This window comes from Herbaspirillum huttiense (assembly GCF_047300815.1).
GTDB lineage: Bacteria > Pseudomonadota > Gammaproteobacteria > Burkholderiales > Burkholderiaceae_D > Herbaspirillum > Herbaspirillum huttiense_A.
In genome coordinates, this window is the sequence record NZ_CP178609.1 from 97,059 (window position 1) to 117,385 (window position 20,327).

29 protein-coding genes are annotated in these 20,327 nt (G+C 53.8%); 4 read left to right on the forward strand and 25 right to left on the reverse strand.

Annotated features, from left to right (window positions below; all coding sequences use genetic code 11):
* Positions 1-260: 260 nt before the first annotated feature.
* The 9 genes from ACLRDN_RS25635 to ACLRDN_RS25675 form a co-directional block, all read right to left on the reverse strand.
* Complete coding sequence (locus ACLRDN_RS25635; RefSeq protein ID WP_413460688.1) at positions 261-968, reverse strand: hypothetical protein; 708 nt, start codon at positions 966-968, stop codon at positions 261-263.
* Between the two features lie 15 nt (positions 969-983).
* On the reverse strand, positions 984-2,123 hold the full coding sequence (locus tag ACLRDN_RS25640; protein WP_413460689.1) for a hypothetical protein: 1,140 nt from the start codon (positions 2,121-2,123) through the stop codon (positions 984-986).
* Between the two features lie 629 nt (positions 2,124-2,752).
* Complete coding sequence (locus tag ACLRDN_RS25645; protein WP_413460690.1) at positions 2,753-3,490, reverse strand: ATPase, T2SS/T4P/T4SS family; 738 nt, start codon at positions 3,488-3,490, stop codon at positions 2,753-2,755.
* Positions 3,491-4,172: 682 nt separating this feature from the next.
* Positions 4,173-5,165 (reverse strand): hypothetical protein, encoded by a 993-nt coding sequence (locus tag ACLRDN_RS25650; RefSeq protein WP_413460691.1) that lies wholly within the window; start codon positions 5,163-5,165, stop codon positions 4,173-4,175.
* A gap of 83 nt (positions 5,166-5,248) precedes the next feature.
* A complete protein-coding gene (locus ACLRDN_RS25655; RefSeq protein ID WP_413460692.1) occupies positions 5,249-6,880 on the reverse strand; it encodes an AAA family ATPase in 1,632 nt (543 codons plus the stop codon).
* A 120-nt stretch (positions 6,881-7,000) separates the two neighbouring features.
* Complete coding sequence (locus tag ACLRDN_RS25660) at positions 7,001-7,369, reverse strand: hypothetical protein (RefSeq protein WP_413460693.1); 369 nt, start codon at positions 7,367-7,369, stop codon at positions 7,001-7,003.
* A gap of 744 nt (positions 7,370-8,113) precedes the next feature.
* On the reverse strand, positions 8,114-8,485 hold the full coding sequence (locus ACLRDN_RS25665; protein WP_413460694.1) for a hypothetical protein: 372 nt from the start codon (positions 8,483-8,485) through the stop codon (positions 8,114-8,116).
* A gap of 25 nt (positions 8,486-8,510) precedes the next feature.
* Positions 8,511-8,834: a hypothetical protein gene (locus ACLRDN_RS25670; protein WP_413460695.1), complete on the reverse strand. Its 324-nt coding sequence runs from the start codon at positions 8,832-8,834 to the stop codon at positions 8,511-8,513.
* A complete protein-coding gene (locus tag ACLRDN_RS25675) occupies positions 8,831-9,085 on the reverse strand; it encodes a hypothetical protein (RefSeq protein WP_413460696.1) in 255 nt (84 codons plus the stop codon). The genes ACLRDN_RS25670 and ACLRDN_RS25675 overlap by 4 nt, the downstream gene beginning before the upstream one ends.
* A gap of 136 nt (positions 9,086-9,221) precedes the next feature.
* Between ACLRDN_RS25675 and ACLRDN_RS25680 the strand changes: the two genes are divergently transcribed.
* From ACLRDN_RS25680 to ACLRDN_RS25695, 4 genes are all read left to right on the forward strand, one after another.
* Complete coding sequence (locus ACLRDN_RS25680; RefSeq protein WP_413460697.1) at positions 9,222-9,431, forward strand: hypothetical protein; 210 nt, start codon at positions 9,222-9,224, stop codon at positions 9,429-9,431.
* A gap of 285 nt (positions 9,432-9,716) precedes the next feature.
* Positions 9,717-10,061, forward strand: coding sequence for a hypothetical protein (locus ACLRDN_RS25685; RefSeq protein WP_413460698.1), 345 nt, complete (start codon positions 9,717-9,719; stop codon positions 10,059-10,061).
* 10 nt (positions 10,062-10,071) lie between these two features.
* On the forward strand, positions 10,072-10,311 hold the full coding sequence (locus tag ACLRDN_RS25690) for a hypothetical protein (RefSeq protein ID WP_413460699.1): 240 nt from the start codon (positions 10,072-10,074) through the stop codon (positions 10,309-10,311).
* Positions 10,312-10,344: 33 nt separating this feature from the next.
* The gene (locus tag ACLRDN_RS25695) at positions 10,345-10,602 is read left to right on the forward strand and encodes a hypothetical protein (protein ID WP_413460700.1); all 258 of its coding nucleotides are present in this window, start codon (positions 10,345-10,347) and stop codon (positions 10,600-10,602) included.
* 674 nt (positions 10,603-11,276) lie between these two features.
* Here the strand turns inward: ACLRDN_RS25695 and ACLRDN_RS25700 are convergent.
* From ACLRDN_RS25700 to ACLRDN_RS25775, 16 genes are all read right to left on the reverse strand, one after another.
* Entirely contained in the window at positions 11,277-11,969 is a 693-nt protein-coding gene (locus tag ACLRDN_RS25700; protein ID WP_413460701.1) for a hypothetical protein, read from the reverse strand.
* A 306-nt stretch (positions 11,970-12,275) separates the two neighbouring features.
* A complete protein-coding gene (locus tag ACLRDN_RS25705) occupies positions 12,276-12,947 on the reverse strand; it encodes a hypothetical protein (RefSeq protein WP_413460702.1) in 672 nt (223 codons plus the stop codon).
* A 1-nt stretch (position 12,948) separates the two neighbouring features.
* Positions 12,949-13,197, reverse strand: a complete 249-nt coding sequence (locus ACLRDN_RS25710; RefSeq protein ID WP_284076976.1) for a hypothetical protein — start codon at positions 13,195-13,197, stop codon at positions 12,949-12,951.
* Positions 13,198-13,600: 403 nt separating this feature from the next.
* Complete coding sequence (locus ACLRDN_RS25715) at positions 13,601-13,981, reverse strand: hypothetical protein (RefSeq protein ID WP_413460703.1); 381 nt, start codon at positions 13,979-13,981, stop codon at positions 13,601-13,603.
* A 583-nt stretch (positions 13,982-14,564) separates the two neighbouring features.
* Complete coding sequence (locus ACLRDN_RS25720; protein WP_413460704.1) at positions 14,565-14,846, reverse strand: DUF6283 family protein; 282 nt, start codon at positions 14,844-14,846, stop codon at positions 14,565-14,567.
* Between the two features lie 355 nt (positions 14,847-15,201).
* The gene (locus tag ACLRDN_RS25725) at positions 15,202-15,405 is read right to left on the reverse strand and encodes a hypothetical protein (RefSeq protein WP_413460705.1); all 204 of its coding nucleotides are present in this window, start codon (positions 15,403-15,405) and stop codon (positions 15,202-15,204) included.
* A 75-nt stretch (positions 15,406-15,480) separates the two neighbouring features.
* Entirely contained in the window at positions 15,481-15,675 is a 195-nt protein-coding gene (locus ACLRDN_RS25730) for a hypothetical protein (protein WP_284076972.1), read from the reverse strand.
* Positions 15,676-15,987: 312 nt separating this feature from the next.
* Positions 15,988-16,974, reverse strand: coding sequence for a hypothetical protein (locus ACLRDN_RS25735; RefSeq protein ID WP_413460706.1), 987 nt, complete (start codon positions 16,972-16,974; stop codon positions 15,988-15,990).
* Between the two features lie 183 nt (positions 16,975-17,157).
* On the reverse strand, positions 17,158-17,370 hold the full coding sequence (locus ACLRDN_RS25740) for a hypothetical protein (RefSeq protein ID WP_413460707.1): 213 nt from the start codon (positions 17,368-17,370) through the stop codon (positions 17,158-17,160).
* 120 nt (positions 17,371-17,490) lie between these two features.
* Complete coding sequence (locus ACLRDN_RS25745; RefSeq protein ID WP_413460708.1) at positions 17,491-17,856, reverse strand: hypothetical protein; 366 nt, start codon at positions 17,854-17,856, stop codon at positions 17,491-17,493.
* A gap of 474 nt (positions 17,857-18,330) precedes the next feature.
* Positions 18,331-18,627, reverse strand: coding sequence for a hypothetical protein (locus ACLRDN_RS25750; RefSeq protein ID WP_413460709.1), 297 nt, complete (start codon positions 18,625-18,627; stop codon positions 18,331-18,333).
* 16 nt (positions 18,628-18,643) lie between these two features.
* The gene (locus ACLRDN_RS25755) at positions 18,644-18,898 is read right to left on the reverse strand and encodes a hypothetical protein (protein WP_413460710.1); all 255 of its coding nucleotides are present in this window, start codon (positions 18,896-18,898) and stop codon (positions 18,644-18,646) included.
* Between the two features lie 6 nt (positions 18,899-18,904).
* The gene (locus ACLRDN_RS25760; protein WP_413460711.1) at positions 18,905-19,183 is read right to left on the reverse strand and encodes a hypothetical protein; all 279 of its coding nucleotides are present in this window, start codon (positions 19,181-19,183) and stop codon (positions 18,905-18,907) included.
* Positions 19,184-19,381: 198 nt separating this feature from the next.
* Positions 19,382-19,789, reverse strand: a complete 408-nt coding sequence (locus ACLRDN_RS25765) for a phage protein NinX family protein (RefSeq protein ID WP_413460712.1) — start codon at positions 19,787-19,789, stop codon at positions 19,382-19,384.
* 16 nt (positions 19,790-19,805) lie between these two features.
* Positions 19,806-20,081 carry a hypothetical protein gene (locus ACLRDN_RS25770; protein WP_413460713.1) on the reverse strand — a complete coding sequence of 92 codons (276 nt, stop codon included), beginning with the start codon at positions 20,079-20,081 and terminating at the stop codon, positions 19,806-19,808.
* Positions 20,082-20,118: 37 nt separating this feature from the next.
* Entirely contained in the window at positions 20,119-20,304 is a 186-nt protein-coding gene (locus tag ACLRDN_RS25775) for a hypothetical protein (RefSeq protein WP_413460714.1), read from the reverse strand.
* Between the last annotated feature and the right edge of the window lie 23 nt (positions 20,305-20,327).

Genomic DNA, 20,327 nt, shown 5'->3' on the forward strand with positions numbered 1-20,327 from the left:
CTAACGGCACGGCTGGGCGTTCTTAGCAGTGCCTTTCAACCTTCAAGATGGGCGAGGCTGTCGCAGCACTCCCATCCCTCGATATTCGACTTCCCACGTGGGGTGGCACGGAACAATCTCGTCAGGATCCGAGTCATCGAAAGCAACCCCGATGTAATGACCGTGATCGGCGGCAATGACACCGGACCGCCCATTGACCAATACAATACGGCCGATATCAGCTGGCACAGAATAGTGCTGCTTGACGTATTCACAGGCCATCAGGCTGCCTCCTGCAGCAGCGCAGCCCTGCGCCCATAGGGTTTGACGAACTCCCGTCCATACAGCGCCTCGCATACCGATCGGCAACGATCAACGCTGAAGCGGTCTTCGGCATTGCGAACACCAGCCTCGAATTCAAGCCAGTAGTTCGTCGTGCCGGCGCCGATCTCGGACACAGTGCGAGCAACATTTTCCGGGCTCAGATCTCCTGCATATCCACAGAAGACATCCGGTAGCGGCTTAGGCCATGCACCCTGACCGTTGCCACGCCCAGCCGATTGGTCGAACAACCAGGACGCCGAGAGATCGCCGGGAAAGGCCCCACTGCACTGCAGGATCAGCTGCAGCCCTCGCTGGTTGGCCCAGTTGGCAATTTGCCAGACTTTGAAGTCTTTCTCCGAAGTATTGATCTGAACGCGCTTGAACCAAGGTGCCAGGATCGCGCCATGTGCGAATGGCCTGCCAGCAATCACGTCTGCGCTGTGTCCACCGCAGAGATGCGCAGCGTAGTCCATTTGATAGCGCTGAATCGTATCGGCGATAAAGCTGATAGAAGGATAGCGGCCTTGCCCTTGCTGCGAAGGAGAGAAGAGAAATGCCCACTCGATGGGATATTGAGACCACAAGTCCCACATTGCCTCTCGATCAGCGGACTCATCGACGCCAGTAAAGGTAATGCGCAAAGGGTTGTGCACGGTAGAATTCATCAGCATTCCAAATCGTCAGTGTTTTGCCTGAATCATCCTGGCCAGCGCTTCGTGATAGCGCTTCAGCTGCGAGAGACGCAAATGGGCGGTATTCACCAGGAGGCCAGCCTCTTCCGCTGCATTCAGAATCTGTTGTTCGTTCGGGAATGCGCTAACTGGGCGGCGGTGCTGCCCATTCACCTTGGCGCCATGAATCGTGACATCGCGCTGATCCTCCGCAGATTCAATCTGCAGCTCGGCTCCTTCATCGTGTCCGCCCTCAGCCAGCAAGTGCAGTGCGTAGCTCACAAACAGCCCCATCACAGTCTGGAGAGCACGTTTGGAATTTAGCATGGCCAACAAGGTAAAGCTCTCCACGAGACACGTCTCGGTCTGCTCAAGTCGCAGCTGTGCCGACTTGACTGAGCTGTCTCCGGCTGCGTCCGGCACCAAGCCGCCGGATAGATGCTCTTTCTCGAACTCACGCTTAGCCAGGCGTAACAAATGTCCGACCTGCCCAGCGGGCCACACGTACGAACCGTCATCCCTGCCGTATAGGTACCTTAGGCTGGACAGAAAAACGCTCCTGGCCGTTGCAGCCTCGATACGATCCCCATCGCCTTCTGGCCCCACAGGAATCGTAGCCAAAAACGACTCCGCCACGAGATCACCGTATTGACTTGCATACAAATGCACCTCGAAGCGGTCCCACATGGGACCTAGCTGAGGATGTGTATATATCGGCTTACCCAGAGGTGGGAACAACGGACGCGCAGCATCACAGGCCGGCTTGATTTCCGACGTCAGTTCCAATGCTCTACGTTGCAGCTTGGAGAATGAGATATGCCGCTCTTCGCTGGTCGCCACCATCCGCACAAACCCTTCCAGCTTTCCGGCGATACCACCAGCGAGCTGCTGTACTTGCGTGTCAGCTTTTACGGCGGGAACAACGACCGCGCTGACGCCTAGCGCCTCAACAGCCTTCTCGTAAATGCGCTTGATTGTGTCCCACTCAACGGTGACAGCCTGGATAAATCGGCCCTCTCCGCCGCAAACCGCACAATCTGACTCGGGTGAGTCAGTATCACAGTCTGAGCAGTGAATTTCTAACTTCTCTGAAAACTCCCCAGACAGGAGTGCTTTAGCGCCATTGGAAGCAGTCAGCCGACGCGGCATGAGTATCATCTCAGGCCCGGTCTTTCCCGACCTGGTGCCCTCGAAGGTGGCAGCACGTACAAGCGAGGCCAACTCAAGATCCCGAGTGGTGTTCGAACTTGGGCCAGTAGTGCACTCAACGGTACGGTGTCCGTACCGCTCACAATAGAGACAATATCTCTCAGCGCGTTCCGCATCACTCAAGCCCGCCGCTATGCCATCGGGCATAGAGGAGGAAGTCACATCAGGCTTACCCAAATGGACATTCCCCGCATTTGTCGCGGACTGAGAATAGCGTTTTGTCATGAAAGAAATCGCCTCTTATCGTTGTTAGGAAGGCATGTACGGGGTTGGGCTAATTATAGGGCCATGAGGCAATACCACACAAGCAAAAAATCCAGCTGCCATGCGGGTTTCCGAGCGATCTCGTTTTCAACGAGGAAGTACAGCACCCCGAGATCGACAGACTGCTAGTGCTTGACACGAAAGCAGATGATACAAATTGTGTTGATTCAATACAGAATCACATCCATCAATACAAACTGTAATAAAAAATTAGAAACTTGTCATGTGCTATCGGGGCGACGACGTAGGTAGCTAGGGCCAAAATGCAACAAACCCGACACGGGGTCGGGTTTGTTTGCTGCAGCTCAAACAGATGCTAAGACTTCAATCTCAAAGCTGGCGTCACTCGGCGGCCCAGAAAGCCGCGAGCATTCAACCGCGACGAGCCGCCCCGCTTTGGCCAGCCTGCGAATTGCTTGCCTATGAAGCTCAGATGTGGCTTCCTCGCTTTGAAGCTCCGAGAGCCGATCAGGCAACGAACGTGGGCCGGCCGAAAAATGGAAACCGGCGAGTACGACAAAGCCACTGGCGGCCAGGTCTAGCGCAATGGATAGGTCGGCGCCCTCGCGTAGTTCATCGAAAACGACGACCTTAGGTGTCGTGCGTAAGGCTGCCCGCAATCGGTCCCGCCACTCTTCTTGAGAAGTGACGACGGGGATAGCAGACACGTCCGCAGAAAACTCATTGCCAGCCGATACCGCAACAACTTCGTGAGGTCTGGCCAATGCACTGGAAATCGCTCCGAGCAACGTCGATTTCCCACTGCCGGCTCCACCTGTTACGATGAACAGTCCACTCTGAAGTAGCGGTAGCTTGACGACTTGTCCTCCTGGGCGAACCACTTCGATATGGTCCACAGCGGCATTAACCTGCGGTGCCGGTGGGCATGCGCAAGCAGCATCCCACGTAGGGAAATTTCGCAGCTTCGCAATAATCTCCAAACCTTGCGCGGTCGAAACAGGTACGTTAAGCACCTTACCGATCACACGCCGCAACTGGCCAGACTCAAGCTTGAGCTGGCTCTTCCATTCACTTTTATTCATCAACGTTAGCTTTCCAAAAAACGCCAGCATCCCATGAGGGTGGTCGGGGCTCCCATTCTCGAATCTGGCGTGGTTAGCTACGCAGAATTCCAGTTACTCTCAATGTTCACCATACCTTTCGGCGGGAGCGACAGGCCATTGAGGGCCTTGCGAAATTTCATATGAATACGCTCTCGCTATGAAAGCGTATTGATATGGCTCGCCGCGGATGGCGAACCCAAGGATTTTACGTTGCTTCAACGTCTTTTGCCATAGCGAATGGCGGCGGACCGCCGCCGCAGGTCAGCCGTAGAGTTGGTCAAAGCGCGGTTCGCTTTGGCCTAACTTGACGCAGCTTAGCCTCCGCCGCGGCTAGTCGGATTTCCGCTCAATGCAGCCGGTTCTGCACGTAGACGTTGCAAGTCGTCTCGCACCCGAGCAAAGTCGCTTAGCGTTTTACCTGCACCATCTGTGCCGTACAGACAAATGCGGATCAAATCGAGCGTCTGCGCAGTAGTTAGCGTGTCCAAGCCCCTATGCACAAGTAGGTGCCCCAGGTTGCACAGCTCCTCTTCGGCGTCCTCCAAAGCTGCACGTAGCATGGCTGGATCGACTGTTCCGCAGACGCGGCCAGCCCCATCATGATTTTCTCCCGACATTTCCCACCTCTCCGGTTAAATCTCTCTCCTCATTCTGCTCATATTCACGCAAAATTTGGGCTTTCGTAAGCCGTCGCACACCGCGGCTCCATGTTGTAGTGACGAATCCCGTTCACCACAAATTCTGCTGCCCGCGTAAATGCTCCAGCTTCTTTATAAAGCTCGGCAATACGCGGCAAGTCAGCTTCCAGATGGGCAATCCTGCGTTCAAATTCGCATCTCTCCTGCTCATCGCGGACGTCATATTTTCGCGCCAGACGGCTCGATGCACTACTATGTGCTCGCTGGTATGACCTCAAGCTTGTTAGACATATATCACCGCCGTCAGCGAGGCAAAGCCTGTGTAACGGAAACGCATTCCCGAAACACTGAATCGCAAATTCGACGCGGTTCCGCGGTAATTTGAACAGAAAGCGATTCCCCTTCCGCTTAGCCAATTGAATCTGCTGGACCAATAATCGATGTCCGGCCATAAAACTGAATCCCAGTGTTAAAACATGCTCGCCACGGTAATAGACCAGGAAACCGAATACACCATCCAGGTAAATCCTGGCCTCGCGCGAGTAACCCCTTTCGTTAAAGCCCGTTGTCCAATCCAACCGAATTTCAAACCCAGCCACTCCCAGAGAAAAGCAGCGGAGACCATCATAAGCATCCACAACTTCGTTCCAAACCCCAGCGCCACCGCCCCAACGCCACATACTGTTGGCAATCTTTTGCACAATCAAGAACTCCGGGTTTGTTTCAAAAGCTTGCTCGACACTGGAGTGCATCATGAAAACTTCGCTATAGCGGGCCTTGCAGATCTGATCGAAAGAAAGCTGCCGGCGGAGCAACGAGAACGGTAGCTGCCGCAAAATAGCGTCCTGATCGATATGCTCCTCGTCTGCCCACGCTAGAATCCTGGACCCAAGAATTTCTGGCACGTCGCAGGTCCGTATCGGCGCCTTCGCGTAATGCGCGGGCACACGCGCCAAATCATTTTTGAAGAGGCACAATGGAAATCCCATTGAATCCGTCTGCGGCGAGATGTTCATGGATAAGAGTTTTGGGATACGGGAATCGGCTTACGGGGCCACTATACTTTGGAGTGCGCCAGGAGTCGCCGAGGGCACGCTCACTAAGGTCCGTCAGCCCGCATCTTAACGGCCCTAAACATGGCACATTTCGTAAATATCTTGAGCGATAGCGGTTCGTTGTGGGCCGTAGCGACGCGAAGAGCTAAGCGCAGTAACATTTTCGCGTCTCGCGGCGCGAGTCCGGGGAATTCTCGGACCAGCTCGCCAATTAGTCCCTCGCCCATTTTTGTTTCAAACTGGCTGGCCATAACGCGCCAGATTGCTGCAGCGTCCTCTGCAGCCGGTGGGGCGTAGTCGATAATTGCTGCGCATCTTGAGATAATGGCCTCATCAATGTCATTGGGCCGATTCGTCGTCATAAACAACAAACCGTCAAAATATTCCAGGGTGCGCAAGAATTCCGCGACGATCGCATTCTGCTCGATATTTTCGCCTCTCGTAACAACGAACACATCCGCTTCGTCGAGTAGCAGAACACAACCCCATCGTTTTCCACGTTGGAAGATCATTCGAAGGTTTGCTTCGATCTGATCGGCCGTTGTTCCCAAGGAACCGGAATGGATTGAATAGAGCGGTCGCTCAATCAGCTCGGCATATACCTCAGCTGTTAGAGTCTTGCCTACTCCTGGGATTCCCTTGCATAGAATCACATTACCGGCACTTTTGCCTTCGACGAAGTCGCTGACAAAAGCGTCCAGATCGCTGGTGAGAACATCCAGTAGTTCTCGATGCGTGGGCGGCAAGACGAGCTTATTACGCAGACTCTTATCGTAAGCGTACGGCGAGAGGAAATCGGAATTTACCCAGAAGAACTCGTGAGTGCGCAGATCAAAGACTTTTACAAGTGGATGCTCTGGGACCTTACCAACGGCGCCTTCCGAGCCGCTATCACCAACGATGCAGGATTCCATGTGGAGTGGCGCCGCACCGTAATCTTTGGGATCAAGATCATGGATCACACGCCTCCCCGATAGCTCTTGTCCCCTCCGATTGTGGTTGCTCTCCTCGAAGTGATAGACCGTGCCGCTGAACCTGAATTGCCGCCCAAATGCATCTCCCGTCACTCTGAGATGACGTTCAAGCGACGCCGTATGCTCATCGCGTAGGGCGTCGGTTTCCTTATAGATTCCAGCAGCAGCCAGGATGTCAGAGATACGCCGGTTTGCCACGGACTGCGGGTAGAACGTGTGTGACGTATGGTAAGAGCTGAATTGCACCTTGTGGTTACCATCACGGTTGAATCCGTAGCACGCAGTATGGATTCGAACAGTGGGCATATTTTTCCCACGGCCATGGTTTCCATCGTCATAGGTGATCGCTGTCACAAGCTGCGGATACAGCTTGCCATCGTCAGCGTTGACGTAGATCCAGCCATCAATGCAATCAACCTTAAGGAAAGCCTCAAGCACCCCCTTAAATGCTTTGAAGTTTGGGACCGGTTTATCGAACGTGCCTTTACGGGCAAGCAAAATCGATTCCACAGCCCGGCAGGTCTTTGTATCGTTGACCGTCCTGGCAGCAGATACCAAGTCAGTCAGCTCTTCTACGCTGAGACTGCTGGTATCGATATCGAGCTCGCGGTCATTTCGAATGCTCTCTGCGAGATCACGATAATGCTTCAAGCCAAGCGCCTTGGTGGCACCAATTAGCTGGATGGAAGTAGTGAATGACAAGCTAGCTCCTAAATGCTGATGTTGGACAAACATGCTCGATGGTAGCCAGGATCTGGGTGCGCACTAGTTGGGCACCGCTACGCCTGAGCTCAGTTTCCATCAAGTTCCTGCGCTTACCCATTACGCGCCCTTTCGCAACAGCGTGAATGGCTTGCCGTCCAGCTTTTCCACGTCGGGAGACATGAGTGCGCAATAGTATTTGCTAACCACCCAGCCATACTTGTTAGCCGTTGTGTGGGGAGTCAAATTGACGAAACACGACTTCCGCTTCGCACCGACCGGGATACCAGCATTCACCGTGGCCAGACCCTGACTGATAAATGCCCCTGTGATCTCGAAATGGTCCGCTGCACCGATATCCACCATCGGCAAAAACTCTGCCGTCAGAGCACGCGCAGCATCCAGAGAGCCGGGGGCAGGCGCTGCTGCCAAACCCATGATCGGCAGACCAAATAGAGCCGCCAGCGCAGTTGTTACAACAAATTTCATCTTACTTATCCTCGTATAACGGGGTGTACCTGAGACGCCAGGTAATGCCTCGACGCCGATTGGGCGACGGAATCATCGGTAGCGCTCTTCATTACGTCAGCGTGCTATCACTTGCGAAACCAGCACATACCAAGGAGAACGCACCCGTCGATGCAAAAAGCGTCAAATCAATACAGATTGTAGAAACTTTTTTCTAGAACAGTCACAGCACGTCGGGAGTCAAGACTGCGATGGCGGCGCCGGCGACATCTCTTCGTCAGCTAGATGTTCATGCCTGGCACCGAGATCAACTGGCAAACTTAAGAACTGCTCGATCGGATAGCGTAAAAACTCTACCTCGTATTTGACACCGGCCCGACAGGGCCCGGCAAGGTAGTGTGCCGCGTCTGGAACCTCACCCGGCAGCGCGATCAAATACAAGCCTTGGCTGCTGATCTTAGCGACCAGCACATCCCTAACCGCTGCGATCGCTGTGCGTACACGCGCCTCTAGCCTAGCAGTGACGCTCAGTGCCGCAACTCTCCGCTCTGCGCCAGTCTGCAATAATAGACTTCCGTCATGTGCCCGGATCCGCGCGAAATAGGTGCCGATGGACCTACCATAGATCTCCCACACAACCTCAGTATCATCGCGGCTGCGCAGCTCCGCAACGAGACGTCCTCTCGCCATCGTAATAACTCCTCAATGCTTTGCTACCAAGAACGATAAGCCCCTGGTAGCTGACCGAGCCCTTGCCCACCAAGGTCAGTTCCAGTCGTCATCACTTTTTGGGGAAATCTCGATTCCCTCAAGCCAGCAAAAGAAGAGAGCCGCGAGGGCTACAATCGAAAGTGTGCTCAGGCCGATGATGGTTGACTTCGAGGTAAAGAAGGTGTTGGACAGATAACTCAACTTCTGACCAGCCTGTGTCGACAACACCATAGGCAACAGGGAAAATTTCAGGAAAACCAGCAAGCCCGGACTGGATGCCACGAAAAGGGGCGTGGTATTACCCATCGTCATTGTCAGCACCAAACCGATACCGCAGGCTGCACCGGCGATGCAGGCATCACCCGGATAACCCAGACCAAAACAAGCGATCACAGCTGCAGTAAGCCATCCCAGAAAGATATCCATAGACCTCTACCCCCAATCGGGATAATCATGCCGCGTACGTTCTAACTAGCTCACCCACAAGCAATGGCGGCCGGCGCCCTACTGCAGCTTCGACAAGCGCTTCGAATTCGGCGACCCTCAAGGGTTTGAGGGCCGCGACAGCTGCGTCAATTGCAAACTGCTTGGTCCGGCCGGAGCCCACCGACGCGGACGTACGCTCGTGCGTGACGACCCATTCGTCGTTTTCGAGAGAGATCGACTTGTGCAGAATGAACCGATGACGCTTACTAAATTTGGTCATCAGGACCTCACCAGGAATCACCCAGAGCGTGCCTTGTGAATCGACGAGCTTCAGCTTCACCGCCATCATTTTGACCCCTTCGGTTTAGGTTTCGGCAAAGGCCTCATGAATTTATCCGGAATGTTTCGGATGGCTTCTTCGATGAGATCCGTATCCAATCGGGCGGCCTTCTCTGCCACATCCGGATACACCCGCTTCTGCAAGCGGCCACTACGCCTCTCCTCCGGCGCCTTGGGTGGCCTACCGATCCTGCGCTCCTCTGGAGCAGCCGCCTTGGTGGCACGTGCGCGCTTCTGCTTCGGTTTGGTAGCTGTTATCATGCCCTTTATTGTACTCCAAAAAATAGCTGCCTTTCAGAATATTTGACTCCAAAAAGTCTACTCCCGATGTTATCCTAGATCGCGTACCGGATGGTATGTGCGCAATTGCGTCCTACCTACCGGAGAGAGGATATTGATGAGTACTGACATCGAAGTTTTTGAAGAGCTCGTTAGCGAGCTGCCTTGGATGCAGGCTGTGAGGACGATCCGCGAACTTGACGGCGGATCGAGCAAGGAAGCTGGCTATACCGCCCGAAAAATTGTGACCCGTTGCCCGGAGAGCGCGTTGGCCAAATCCTATTTTTCTCTGCCTGAAGATTCCGCTTCGCGCCAGCTGTTCGGCTAACGTGGATAAGTACTCGGCGTCCCACAAGCAACTATTGAAACACCTGCAAAGGCGCCTTGACCCCACCAGAAAACAAACCCTTACAAGGCCCGCACCGACCGGCCACCGCCCGTGAAACGGCTGGCGCTCTGAAAGCCTCGACAAAGGAAAGGTCTGCTTGGCCGGCTCCAGGTGGGTAGCCCTCTGGAAGAGATCAATTCAACATCGAAACGATTCACTCCGGTGGACTCCGAAGCGGGCATGAAGAGTTGGAACCAGGTAAAAATGTCGTAAGTGAGAAAAAACATGGGAATAGGCACTGCTGCAAATACACATGCAATGTATGGAACCATCGAGCATCAACATCTCGATGCACTGGTATGTTGGGCAACTGGAGATTTTCCTGATGCAGGACTGAACCTCGTCGGATGCCGAGATGGACGTTGGTTCGTGGAGGTCGACCATGGTGATCGGTACGATTCCATGGAAGGAATTTCAAAGCCGAATCTTTCGCCATATGTACAGCCGCGGTTCTTTTCTTCTGAGCAAGCGGCACGAGAATTTGCAATAAGCTGCATCAAGCGGGCTCATCCAGAAGCGGCGCTCAAAAACCTCCAGGATTGGTTCGATGACTACGATAAAGGCGAGTAGGAAACTAGGCATGAAACTTACCGATGCTCAGAAGCGCGTAATGAAGTGGCTTGGAAACGGTTGGACGAGCGAGCCCGGTCCTGGGGCCAGCATCCACGTGAATGGCGCAAGAATCTGTAACGTCGACACGCTGCACGCGCTTGAGCGCTTGGGCCTGGTCGAACAGCGAGCCGTGGACGGCAGGAAGCTCTCGGGCGCGTGGCAGGCAACTCAGGCTGGGAAAAACCTAACCGAAGATCAACAGCTATAGCGGAAGACCGGCCTAAGCCGGGAGCGAGGAATCATGAATTCGAAGCTGTACTCTCTAACGACCATTGATGGATCGCAGTCGACGATACTGGGACCTTCAGGTAAGGCGAAATCTGTACTTGAATTTCTGACGCAAAAGGAACAAGAAGAGCTGAGCGATTGGAGCGCAATACAGGCCAGCGATGGCGGCCGTGGCTGCTCGATCGACTTAATGCGATGGCCCGGCTGGAAGGGGGTGATGGCGAGGCGGCTCAGGGAAATATCCAAAGCAGATGGCTTGCTCGTTCCATAGAAGCAAGGCAAACACCACCGATGAACGAAGGACAGGCCTTAGAAACCAAGGCCGACAAACGAGACAAGTGCCGCACCTGTGGCTCGACGTACGTGTTGGCCTTGTCGAATGCGGCGCCACCGGGGCGGCAGCCATTGTCAGCGGGGCGCCGACGTCCACACAGAGATCCGCTTAACCGGAAAATTCGATGCGTACACTATCACAAGCTGTTGATTTTGGTCGAACTGCTGGCCAGTACCTAATCCTCCGGAAAAAGTACCCTCGAACTCGCGCGGTGACGATCCACCGCTACATTCGAGACGGCGCAGGTTTGAGCCTTGAGCAATTTGAATGCGAGACTGAACACGGCCACAGATTCTCTTGCCCGAGCGACGAATATGATCGTTCGTATTGCCTGAGCTGTGGGGCTGACGGCGACGCATAACCGCCTTCCCATGAAAGAAGCAGTTAGGTCCGCCAACCGAATGGCGTCGCAGTCCCATGCCGGCGACTCGCCTGATAGCACATCCAAGTGAAACCTGGCCAAGTATGGGTTCTGGCCCTGTTCTAAATGCGGCCAGCCTCCTTCCAAGGCGCAACCAGCCCAAAGACACCAACCCCCCAAAAAAAAAGCCCCGGCATCCATGGAGGAATGCGCGGGGCGTGTGGGTTACCTAGCGTCAATGAGAGCTGACTTACTTGCTCCGGTCAGCACCAGCTTCGCTATCGACATCAGCACGAAGGAACAACTTGGCTCGCAGTTCTTCACGCTGGCCAGGATCGACCACGCCGGCCAAGAGACTCTCGACCTGTTTGCAGATCCGGCTTGCGGCACTCTCCAGTTCGCCGGCGGCCAAAAGCGAATCCATCTCGGGTCCGAGTTGATGAATCTCGTCCGAGGCGATACGGTGGGCAAAGTGCTTCCCCAAGTATCGGCCTGACCCGCCGAACGCAAACAGCCTGGATTGGTCGCAGTGCCGAGCAGCTTCTGTTCTGATGGCCTGGAGACCATGCCCGTCATCAAGACACTGCGCGATTTCGAACAGCTCGTCGATGCTGGCATGCTCTGCGAAGTCCGCCGAGTCGATCACCCGCGTCAAACGCTCGACATAAGGTGATTTGAGGTAGTCGGCCAGCGCAAGCAGAACAATGTCAATGGATTCGAACGAGCCGCTACTGACCGCCTTAAGCTCTTTCGCCAGATCATCGAGGCTACTGTAGATGGTGTCCCAGGAGCAATCCGTCTGTTCAGCGACTTCGGCGATGTAGACTTCTCCGTTGCCTGGCTGAGACGCATCGAGCTCCAGTGAACCGAAGAGAGCTTTGATCACCGGAGTGACCTTGTTCAACTTCAGAACCCCTGTCATATCGTAATAGTTGTTAGCCATCTCAAATGCTCCTTTGAAGCACGGAACTCCCCATACGGGAAGAATTATCCGCTGGGTTAAATGAAACATGACCATTCAGGTCATCGTTTTGAATGCGCACTGAGATGTCTTGCATCTACGTGTAAGACCGAACGGTAGAACGGCGGGTGGTCGGGACTATGCCACCGTCGGCGAGCCCTGCGGAACCTTTGTGCTAAAGATGATTTGACACGCCTTCAGCGTGTCAGCCTGGCTGAAGCCAGCAGCGGCCAAGTTGAGTCCGTACTGCTCCACGAATTGCATTGCCTGCGCAGAGTTCGGCGGAATTCATCCTGCAGAACCTGAGGGAGCCTGATTACGATAAAGCCTGAGGTTCATGTCGAACAAAGCCGCTGATGGGTTAGCCGCGTAGAACTCGACAGCAACGCGTTGATCGCCGTCGAGTTCTGACTGAGCCACCGGTCGTCGGCCAGCAAACATAGGGACGCGCTTTCCGCCGCCTTTGTTGAGTAAGGTGACTGTCGCGCTTCCTGTATCAGGAAACTGCAACAGCCATTTGTAGTCACTTTCTGTGATCCAGCGAAGAGGGGTTTGTTGACCTTCGAGTGTTGCGGTAACGTGGATCTGGGAAGCGCGACCAGCGCAGAAGGCTCGCCATTCTCGGTGCAGAGGTTCTGCATCAAATTGTCCATCAGAGTTACGCGGAGGCAGTGGGTAGCCCTTCCATGCCTCAAAGGACTCCATATCGGATGGGACAGGCTCCTGCTTCGCCTCCGCAGGAGGCTCGACACCGGCAACCGCCAACTGCACAGCAGCACGGGCATGAATGTCCGCGTACGCCTGGATCGCCTCCCAGACCTCCTCTTGCTCATCAGGAAGACACTCAGCAATGATCTCCTTGAGGGCGATCGTAGGTGAATGAGCCGGAAGCTCAATGGCCTCAAGTGCGGCCAGCTCCCCCTTCACCGCTGTCAGCATGTCTTTTTTGATGGAAGTCATTTTAGGCTCCGCGATAATATCTGTGAAAATGATCAGCGCAAAACATGCGGCCACGCTTTGTGGCATTCCGCTTCTTTGTGAGCATCCCCAAGTCTTGAAGCACGCGCTCTGTCGTCCCTCCAATCGCCAAACCACACATTCGACTCAACACTCCATGCGCCAGCTCTTTACGTAGGTCTGCATTGCCGTAGTTTGTCCCTTTGAAAGCATCAGCGATCTGCTGATCGCTCAGCTGGTAGTCACGATTCATGCCTTATCCGCTTCTGAAAATGAATGTGCTCTTTCCGCATTTATCCAGGTGCCTGCGTGAGATTGCCATGACGCGGTAGCGTCGACTTATCGGCAGCTTCTCCAAATTTTCCAACCAGGCATTCTCGATGTCCATAGGTCCCGCCCGTCATCGGACTGAGGTAGCGCAAACCGTCTGCGCGAACATAAATACGGTGAGTCTGATGGACGAACGTCTCCGAAACGTGCTTGCTACAGAGTTCGCAGCCGCCGAAATATCCGGATCCCAAACCCGTGCCGTGAATAGTAGAGACAACTTCACCAGTAACCTTACCCAAGATCAAATCCTTATAGAAATTTCATTCTGGTATCCCAAGGTGCCCGAGGCCATCCACCTGATCAGCCCTTGCGGCAGGTATAAGACGTCAGGCGCCCATGCGACGCTCCGCAGCAGACTCCTGGCTAACTTGACGTTGAGCTAGCGCGATATCTTGCTGCTCACGCACATAACGCACATAGCCGCGCTTCTGGGCGAAGGACATCTTCGAGACATCAGCCACCCGTACCTTACCGGACCCGTGACAGACCAGGCAGAGCACATCATAATCGCCGCGGAGATACCTATCGGCTGCGGTGCTACCGTCATGCTCGTCAAAGTCATTTTGCATATCGGCCCACTCCTGCGAAGTGAATCCGTTGGAAAATGCTGGATGATCAACCGATCCATGCCCCTCGCAACAGCCGCAAATCTGCCACTTCGTATGTTGAAACCCGAAATTTGCCGCAGCCAACATAATATTTTTCATGAGGTTTTCCTTCTCGAATCGGTGCTTGACTGAGCAGCTCCATTCACTGCATAGAGGCGTCTTGTTCCTGGCGCTCACGTCGCACGCGTACGTTCTCCGCGTGATCGCGCTCCTCCTTCGTTCGCGCAGCAGGTCTCGAATGCTCTGCCAAGGCAGCGGCATCATCTAAGCGCTGCTTTAGAGCCTGTTGTTCGTCGAGAAGGACAGAGAGCTGAGAGTACGAGACTAGATTGGATCCAGCGTCCAGCTTTCGCTTTAGGCTGCTAATCTTGGCGCACACGTCGTCATACTCACCCTTCGCTCGCACGAAGGCAGCATCGGGCGTCGTTGGCATCAGCGGACGTCGTGCTGCAGCATTCAGCACAGACGCAACCTTGTCAGCCGTGATCGTTACCAATGTCTCGGAGCATTGGTCGCATCCCAGGAAGAAGACACAGTCAACTTCCCGAGTGGTCAGCCGACCTTGCGCAATCCCCGAGGGGTTTGTCATCGCGGTGTTCCAAGTCAGATTCGTACTGCCGCACACACGACACTTTGTGACTGACGTTAGCTTGATGCTCATGGTTATCCTTGGAAAAGGTTATCAGTGCGTATGGTGTTTGATACACTCGGCGTCACTTTTGAACACCTGATCTCGACCGTTCAGATTCAATTTGATCTTCAAGGCGGATGCCACTCGCACAAAGATGTTCCGCTGCCCTTTGATGAGCATATGGCCGGCGCATTGCATGTCTGGCTTCTTGTGACAGACGAAGGACTCAGCGGCCAATATCTCGCTTGCACGCTCTTCCCCGAGCCAGCCTTTAGTACAGTCCTTTCGAAAAGGGCAATCACGACACGGTGCTTTGATGTGGGGAAGGCTCATGTGGAGTGACTAGTGCTGATGTGAGGTTGCTCGGTGACGCAAGGAACGAGCCGGACCACAGAATTAGGAAATGACTTATTGTAGTACAAAAAATATAGCATCAAACTATTTTTGTACTACAAAAAAGGATAATAGATGGAAGGAAATGGCTGTCTCCAGTGCGTCGGCTTGCGGTTCGGCAGCTCGTCGGCCCGGGCCCTACTTCTAGCGCCAGGTGCGATTCGCTCATCTGCAGAAGAATGAACTGCAAAGCCCAGATCGCCTGCGATTGGAGTGCAGTGACAATTCACCACCCATATTCTGGGCACATCTGCGACCTAGGTGTCACTTTTTCCTTGCTCAACGTTTCCTTCAATCAAACAATGAAGAGGATGCCTAGAGTACCTGTCGCGACGACGCCAAACACCAAACCCCAGAAGACATAACTATGCGCCGGCCTATTTCGTGGGCTCCACGCGAACCAGCCAAGGCCGAGGGTAATCATCACCATCAAAAGCTTCACAACCGCAATGTCGTTCATATTTAATGTTCCTTTCATGGCCATTACCTTGAAGGCCATCTGAATGATGCTGCCCCGTCTAGCGAACCATGGGAAAATTTGTACCCCGCCAGCTCGCGCCGCATGCGTCTTTCCTCAAAGACCCGAGCGCTCAAGCTGTTTGAGAATCTTTGCTCCAGCTTCCAGCATGTCGTATGCCTCCTCCGCGTCTTGTGCGTGGCGCTCATAATCGACGAGACGCACGAGACGGAGATGGCGTGCATAAGCTTGAGCTTCAGCGTAGCCAAGTTGTACCGACAGCACCCGAGCAGCCTTTGAAACACTGTCCATGTCCTAATGTCCTATTTTCCGTTCTATTCAGCTTCGGCCCTTGCCCAAGCGGAAAGGTCTTAATTCCACATTCCCCACCTGGGCAACTTGGCGCGTCAACGATCATTTCGACGGTGCGGAAATACGTGGCGTTCATACGAACCAACCAAGACTGAGGGTAATCAGCACCATCAAAGTCTTCACAGCCACAATGCCATTCATGTCCAATGTTCCTTTCCTGGCCAGCACCACCGGCCCGCTCATTACCACTGACCGTCAATACGGGCCGTGGCTGAATCTGTGACGCACCTGGTCGTCCACGGTACCAGTATTTTACTGTTCTTGTTGCACTGAAACCTTATAACTCTTCTCCGCTACACCCCTGTTTGCGTCACCCACTAGGGTATGTCGAACCCATGTCACCTTTCCGCTTGCAAGGCGGCGAAGATGGCCACGCCTAATATGCAATCGCGGACTTGCATGAAAGTCCGCTGAAACGCTCGCCCCCCGCGAACCGGAGCCTGGAATCGTAAGGACACGATACGTATCAAAAGGCTTGTCCCCCCGCTCAACTCGTCGCTTATTTAAGATTTCCGAAGCAGGAATTACGGATTGTCGGACATTCTCACAGTTCACAGTCAGACAAAATTCTATGAGCGTATCCATACCGATTTTTAGCTCCTCGTGAATTTCGTCTTTGAGGGCATCAGGATCATCCTTAAACCGATCATAAAACCCAGCAAATAGGCTTGGATAGGAATGTGCGTATCCGAGTCCTTTTGTTATTGCTGTCCCTTGCAGTTCGATATGGTTCCGATGGAACCAAAACGTACAGGGTGTAGGACGCCAAGCGTTTTGCTTGTACGAGAAATAAAACACGGTGAATTGGATGACCTCGCCAAGTTCGTCTTCATCCAGCGAGAAAACTTCACTTCTTTCGTTAAGCCCATCCGTACCAGTCCAAGCCAATACAACGCACTTGCGAGCGCCACCGTTCCTGCTAGGGTCAGTAGGAAACTCCAATGCGGTGATTGGATATGGGAGCCGCAACAAATCGAGATAGCTTTCGCGCATTCCAGCAACCTCAAGTATGTCGCCGTTCAGGGGAAGCAAGAACTTTTGGCTATTCCGCAGCTTCGACGCCATACCACGGAGCGTGAGGACTGACTGCAGCTTTACGAGATCACCAGGGGTCTCCAAGCTTCTTGCGAGCTCAAGCAGATCATTAAAAGCATCAGCACTGTAATTCAACAACTGTATAGCGCCTTGCGCTTGTTCGATGCGGTCTGAAAGCGAACCACGCTGTTTAGCTTGTCCCATATATCGGTTATTCCTCGATTAGATACGCCGGAACAGTCCGGTCAGTAGATCCGGGCCGTACCATTTAACAAAAGCGGAGCGGTCTACCGAACGCCACCCGTCTCATTGAAAAAGCCGCGTCGAGCGCGGCATTGTGGGCCTTCGCCCGGAAGGAATACTTTTTGCGTGCCTGAGGAATCGTGGTTATTGGCCCGTTATCTTGTACCAGCGTCCGTTTGCCGGAATGGTATAACCGCCAAGAGAGAAATAACCAACGGGTTCATCGGCTGGTTCAACGCTCGCCGCCATCGGTCCAATCTGGTTGCGCTGGAACGCCTCAACGAAACTCTCAAGTTCCAACTGGAGTTGATCAAGTTCATTTTCAGTGGGTAGATCTGTTAAGTGCAATACCGGCATATTCGCGACTCCTAGTTATCCAAGCCAGCACCGCGCTGGCTCTTGCAATGCCAATGGCCCGTCGATGCGGGCCGTGGATAGTTCTGTCATGCACCTGGTCGTCGGTGCCGGTTTTTCCTTTTAGCTGCCGAAAGCTGCCGATCGCCTCTTGGAAGCGTTGAGCATGGGGAGCACCATCGCGATGATCCCCGAAACGATTGGAATCACGTTTAGGACGCCATATGCGACTTTCGACCATGCATCGCCGGAATACACTTCCGAACCTGGTTGGAATACGACCAACGTATAGATAGCGGCATAGCATAGAACAATACCTGCTCCGACCACGAGGCCAGTTACATCCCTAGTGCGGGCTGCAACTACGACTGCTGCGAAGAAAATACCCGCAGAAACGATAACCACCCAGTCTGGCACTGATGCAAATCCTGTCCGAATGAAAATGATCGCCCATGCAATCAAAGAGCCGAAGATAAACGCTGCAAACATGACTCCCTTTCAACATATTATTGTGGGCCGCCCCATGTGACCTACCATTGCTAATGGCTCGTCTTGCGGACCAATGGGGCAGACAGTGAAGCTCCTTATGAAGGTGCGGCTTTTTCTTCGATATCTTATGCCAACGTTTGTACGAACTTGCCGAGCAAGAAAACGCAAAAGATAAGCAAGGCAATCAATACGATGCGATTGATCCCGTCAAAAATCTTTCCGCCCGTATTTCGCATCGCCGTCTGCTTTTCACCGCCCACGCTAGGGTGACTACTCAGCAACCGATCGATAGCCGCTTCTTGCCTCGATGCCTTGACATCGGCCCAGAGGAACCCAGATTGCTATGACCGCGAAGGCTATCGCCATCCCAAGTGATCCAGCGTAGTAGGAATAGGCAGCGATGGCCACCAGCGCCCAGATCATTGCTTTCCAAGTAAACTTTATGTCCTTTCCCGGCTTGGCCAATTTATTTTGCTAGCCCATCCGAGCGACGCTGCGCCCAGTGGGAAAAGTGGTAACGATGATCGGGAGCCGATTCCCGCCAATCTGCATTTCACCTACTGATTTCATCTTTGGAGGGATCAAATAGAATGCATGCGACTTGAACGAGCAAGTACGCAAATCAATCTTTGCACCGCTCCATCCTTCAACCTCAACAGTTTTTTCGAGAAAAGCGCGGTGAAGCGGCTCCAGTTTCGCAGGTAACGTCTTCCACGCCTTGATACCAAAGTAGAGCAACACAGGCAGCATCCCCAGCATTACGATATCCATGGAATTTCCTTGATCGTCAGACAGAGTGCCAGATATCAAACGCCAAGATTCCACCGTCAATAAGCATCCCACATAGCTTTCGTGTGAGGTCGGCAGCATCTGCGTCACCGAGATAGACCATGAATTCAACAAATGCGCCATCACGACTCACATGGACGTCGTGCATCGAGGCCAAGCTCTTGGTACCGCATAGAGAAGCCAAACGCTCCACACTGGCTGGATCGTTTGCATCCGCGAAGGGTTCAACTCTGGCAACAATTTGGTAACTCATATTTTCCTAGTCGCTTTTCAAAGCCAGAGCGCGGTCTTCTTTTTGTTTGAGATGCCCGATAACCAACGCCTTCATATCGACAGACAGATGCCGCATGTCCACCGTGATATTCCCGGTCAACTGAATTGCGTCGTGCGGACTGTCGAATAGCTTCGAATATTCGCTGCCATCTTTTCGATGCCCGGCGCCTTGTCTCATAAGCTCTCGTATCCATTTCCGGATCGCCGCACTTCTCCCGACTTGAATTTGCTGGTAACGGACTTTCTTTTGTGCGCGTTGTTTCATGGCTTCCTTTTGCCCGGCACCATACCGGCCTTCTCAGTACCACTGGCCGTCGATGCGGGCCGCGGACGAATCTGCGGCGCACATGGTCGCCGACGGTACCGATATTTTACTATTCTTGTTGCACAGAAATCTTATAACTCTTCTCAGCTACACCCCTGTTTGCTTCGCCAACGAGAGTATTTCGAATCCATATTTCCATTACGCCGCGCTACTCTGCTTGAACAAGTCGGACGAAATCACTTCACCGTACACACTAGCGACCTTGGCTCGCATAGCCGCAATCAGCGCCGTCTCACCAAATTGGGCAACAACGGTTTGATAAACCTGAGATCCAATCCGAGGCGCAGCGTTATCCATGACAGCTCGCCAGATCGGCTCTTTCTGGCCGCGTGACGGTCGCTCAAGAGAAATCCAATCCGACTCAATGATGTCGTGCCCTTGCTGGCTATTCGTTGATGGCGAATATTGGTTGAGGTCAATCATCGTCTCAGCGTGTTCGCGGTGCCGCCACCACGGCCCACTGTAGCGTTCGTAGCCCAGCGCAAGCGCCACTGCGATATTCAAATTCGCGCCTTCCAGATCACATACCTTCAGATTCTTTGCCATAGCGGCTTTTCCTTTGTCAGACGGCCAGCTCGTAGGAGCCTTTGCCGCCGCAGTCGTCGCACTTCCGCAGGAGTGTCTTGCCGGTGCCGTGGCAGCACTGGCAGACTGCCGGATAGCTCACAACGCCTTGCGCAAGCAGCTCAGCCTTGACCTGCTTGCCAACGGCCAGATCGACGGCGCGGTATTCGTGTGCATCGTATGTCATGATCTTGTTTTCCTTCCTGGCCAGCACCGCGCTGGCTTCTCTCATGACCACCGGCCCGTCGATGCGGGCCGTGGGCAGTTCTGTCATGCACCCGACGTCGGTGCCGGTTTTTCCCGCGCGTTCTTCAACTTCCGTAACTCTTATCGAGTGCAGTGAGCCAACCTTCCCAGCGCAGCCCGAACGCGCCATGATAGCCGTCGCCTGCCCGGCATTCGGCAGCAAATGACCAGCGTTCCTCGAACCGTTGGCGTTGCCGTTGCAACAGCGAATTTTGAGCGGTTTCGGTGGCTGGCTGGAAACTACTCGACATATGTTTTCCTTGACGTCTTAGCT

What these genes read in the sequence shown, in the direction of transcription:
- ACLRDN_RS25650 (WP_413460691.1), bottom strand. Translation starts at nt 5,165, where the DNA reads ATGAACATCTCGCCGCAGACGGATTCAATGGGATTTCCATTGTGCCTC.
- ACLRDN_RS25675 (WP_413460696.1), bottom strand. Translation starts at nt 9,085, where the DNA reads ATGATAACAGCTACCAAACCGAAGCAGAAGCGCGCACGTGCCACCAAG.
- ACLRDN_RS25710 (WP_284076976.1), bottom strand. Translation starts at nt 13,197, where the DNA reads ATGAATCGTGACTACCAGCTGAGCGATCAGCAGATCGCTGATGCTTTC.
- ACLRDN_RS25750 (WP_413460709.1), bottom strand. Translation starts at nt 18,627, where the DNA reads ATGGATATCGTAATGCTGGGGATGCTGCCTGTGTTGCTCTACTTTGGT.
- ACLRDN_RS25715 (WP_413460703.1), bottom strand. Translation starts at nt 13,981, where the DNA reads ATGAAAAATATTATGTTGGCTGCGGCAAATTTCGGGTTTCAACATACG.
- ACLRDN_RS25695 (WP_413460700.1), top strand. Translation starts at nt 10,345, where the DNA reads ATGAATTCGAAGCTGTACTCTCTAACGACCATTGATGGATCGCAGTCG.
- ACLRDN_RS25765 (WP_413460712.1), bottom strand. Translation starts at nt 19,789, where the DNA reads ATGGCAAAGAATCTGAAGGTATGTGATCTGGAAGGCGCGAATTTGAAT.
- ACLRDN_RS25735 (WP_413460706.1), bottom strand. Translation starts at nt 16,974, where the DNA reads ATGGGACAAGCTAAACAGCGTGGTTCGCTTTCAGACCGCATCGAACAA.
- ACLRDN_RS25660 (WP_413460693.1), bottom strand. Translation starts at nt 7,369, where the DNA reads ATGAAATTTGTTGTAACAACTGCGCTGGCGGCTCTATTTGGTCTGCCG.
- ACLRDN_RS25680 (WP_413460697.1), top strand. Translation starts at nt 9,222, where the DNA reads ATGAGTACTGACATCGAAGTTTTTGAAGAGCTCGTTAGCGAGCTGCCT.
- ACLRDN_RS25745 (WP_413460708.1), bottom strand. Translation starts at nt 17,856, where the DNA reads ATGTTTGCAGCGTTTATCTTCGGCTCTTTGATTGCATGGGCGATCATT.
- ACLRDN_RS25720 (WP_413460704.1), bottom strand. Translation starts at nt 14,846, where the DNA reads ATGAGCCTTCCCCACATCAAAGCACCGTGTCGTGATTGCCCTTTTCGA.
- ACLRDN_RS25770 (WP_413460713.1), bottom strand. Translation starts at nt 20,081, where the DNA reads ATGACAGAACTGCCCACGGCCCGCATCGACGGGCCGGTGGTCATGAGA.
- ACLRDN_RS25670 (WP_413460695.1), bottom strand. Translation starts at nt 8,834, where the DNA reads ATGATGGCGGTGAAGCTGAAGCTCGTCGATTCACAAGGCACGCTCTGG.
- ACLRDN_RS25755 (WP_413460710.1), bottom strand. Translation starts at nt 18,898, where the DNA reads ATGAGTTACCAAATTGTTGCCAGAGTTGAACCCTTCGCGGATGCAAAC.
- ACLRDN_RS25635 (WP_413460688.1), bottom strand. Translation starts at nt 968, where the DNA reads ATGAATTCTACCGTGCACAACCCTTTGCGCATTACCTTTACTGGCGTC.
- ACLRDN_RS25665 (WP_413460694.1), bottom strand. Translation starts at nt 8,485, where the DNA reads ATGGATATCTTTCTGGGATGGCTTACTGCAGCTGTGATCGCTTGTTTT.
- ACLRDN_RS25640 (WP_413460689.1), bottom strand. Translation starts at nt 2,123, where the DNA reads ATGCCGCGTCGGCTGACTGCTTCCAATGGCGCTAAAGCACTCCTGTCT.
- ACLRDN_RS25740 (WP_413460707.1), bottom strand. Translation starts at nt 17,370, where the DNA reads ATGCCGGTATTGCACTTAACAGATCTACCCACTGAAAATGAACTTGAT.
- ACLRDN_RS25725 (WP_413460705.1), bottom strand. Translation starts at nt 15,405, where the DNA reads ATGGCCTTCAAGGTAATGGCCATGAAAGGAACATTAAATATGAACGAC.
- ACLRDN_RS25700 (WP_413460701.1), bottom strand. Translation starts at nt 11,969, where the DNA reads ATGGCTAACAACTATTACGATATGACAGGGGTTCTGAAGTTGAACAAG.
- ACLRDN_RS25645 (WP_413460690.1), bottom strand. Translation starts at nt 3,490, where the DNA reads ATGAATAAAAGTGAATGGAAGAGCCAGCTCAAGCTTGAGTCTGGCCAG.
- ACLRDN_RS25760 (WP_413460711.1), bottom strand. Translation starts at nt 19,183, where the DNA reads ATGAAACAACGCGCACAAAAGAAAGTCCGTTACCAGCAAATTCAAGTC.
- ACLRDN_RS25705 (WP_413460702.1), bottom strand. Translation starts at nt 12,947, where the DNA reads ATGACTTCCATCAAAAAAGACATGCTGACAGCGGTGAAGGGGGAGCTG.
- ACLRDN_RS25775 (WP_413460714.1), bottom strand. Translation starts at nt 20,304, where the DNA reads ATGTCGAGTAGTTTCCAGCCAGCCACCGAAACCGCTCAAAATTCGCTG.
- ACLRDN_RS25730 (WP_284076972.1), bottom strand. Translation starts at nt 15,675, where the DNA reads ATGGACAGTGTTTCAAAGGCTGCTCGGGTGCTGTCGGTACAACTTGGC.
- ACLRDN_RS25690 (WP_413460699.1), top strand. Translation starts at nt 10,072, where the DNA reads ATGAAACTTACCGATGCTCAGAAGCGCGTAATGAAGTGGCTTGGAAAC.
- ACLRDN_RS25685 (WP_413460698.1), top strand. Translation starts at nt 9,717, where the DNA reads ATGGGAATAGGCACTGCTGCAAATACACATGCAATGTATGGAACCATC.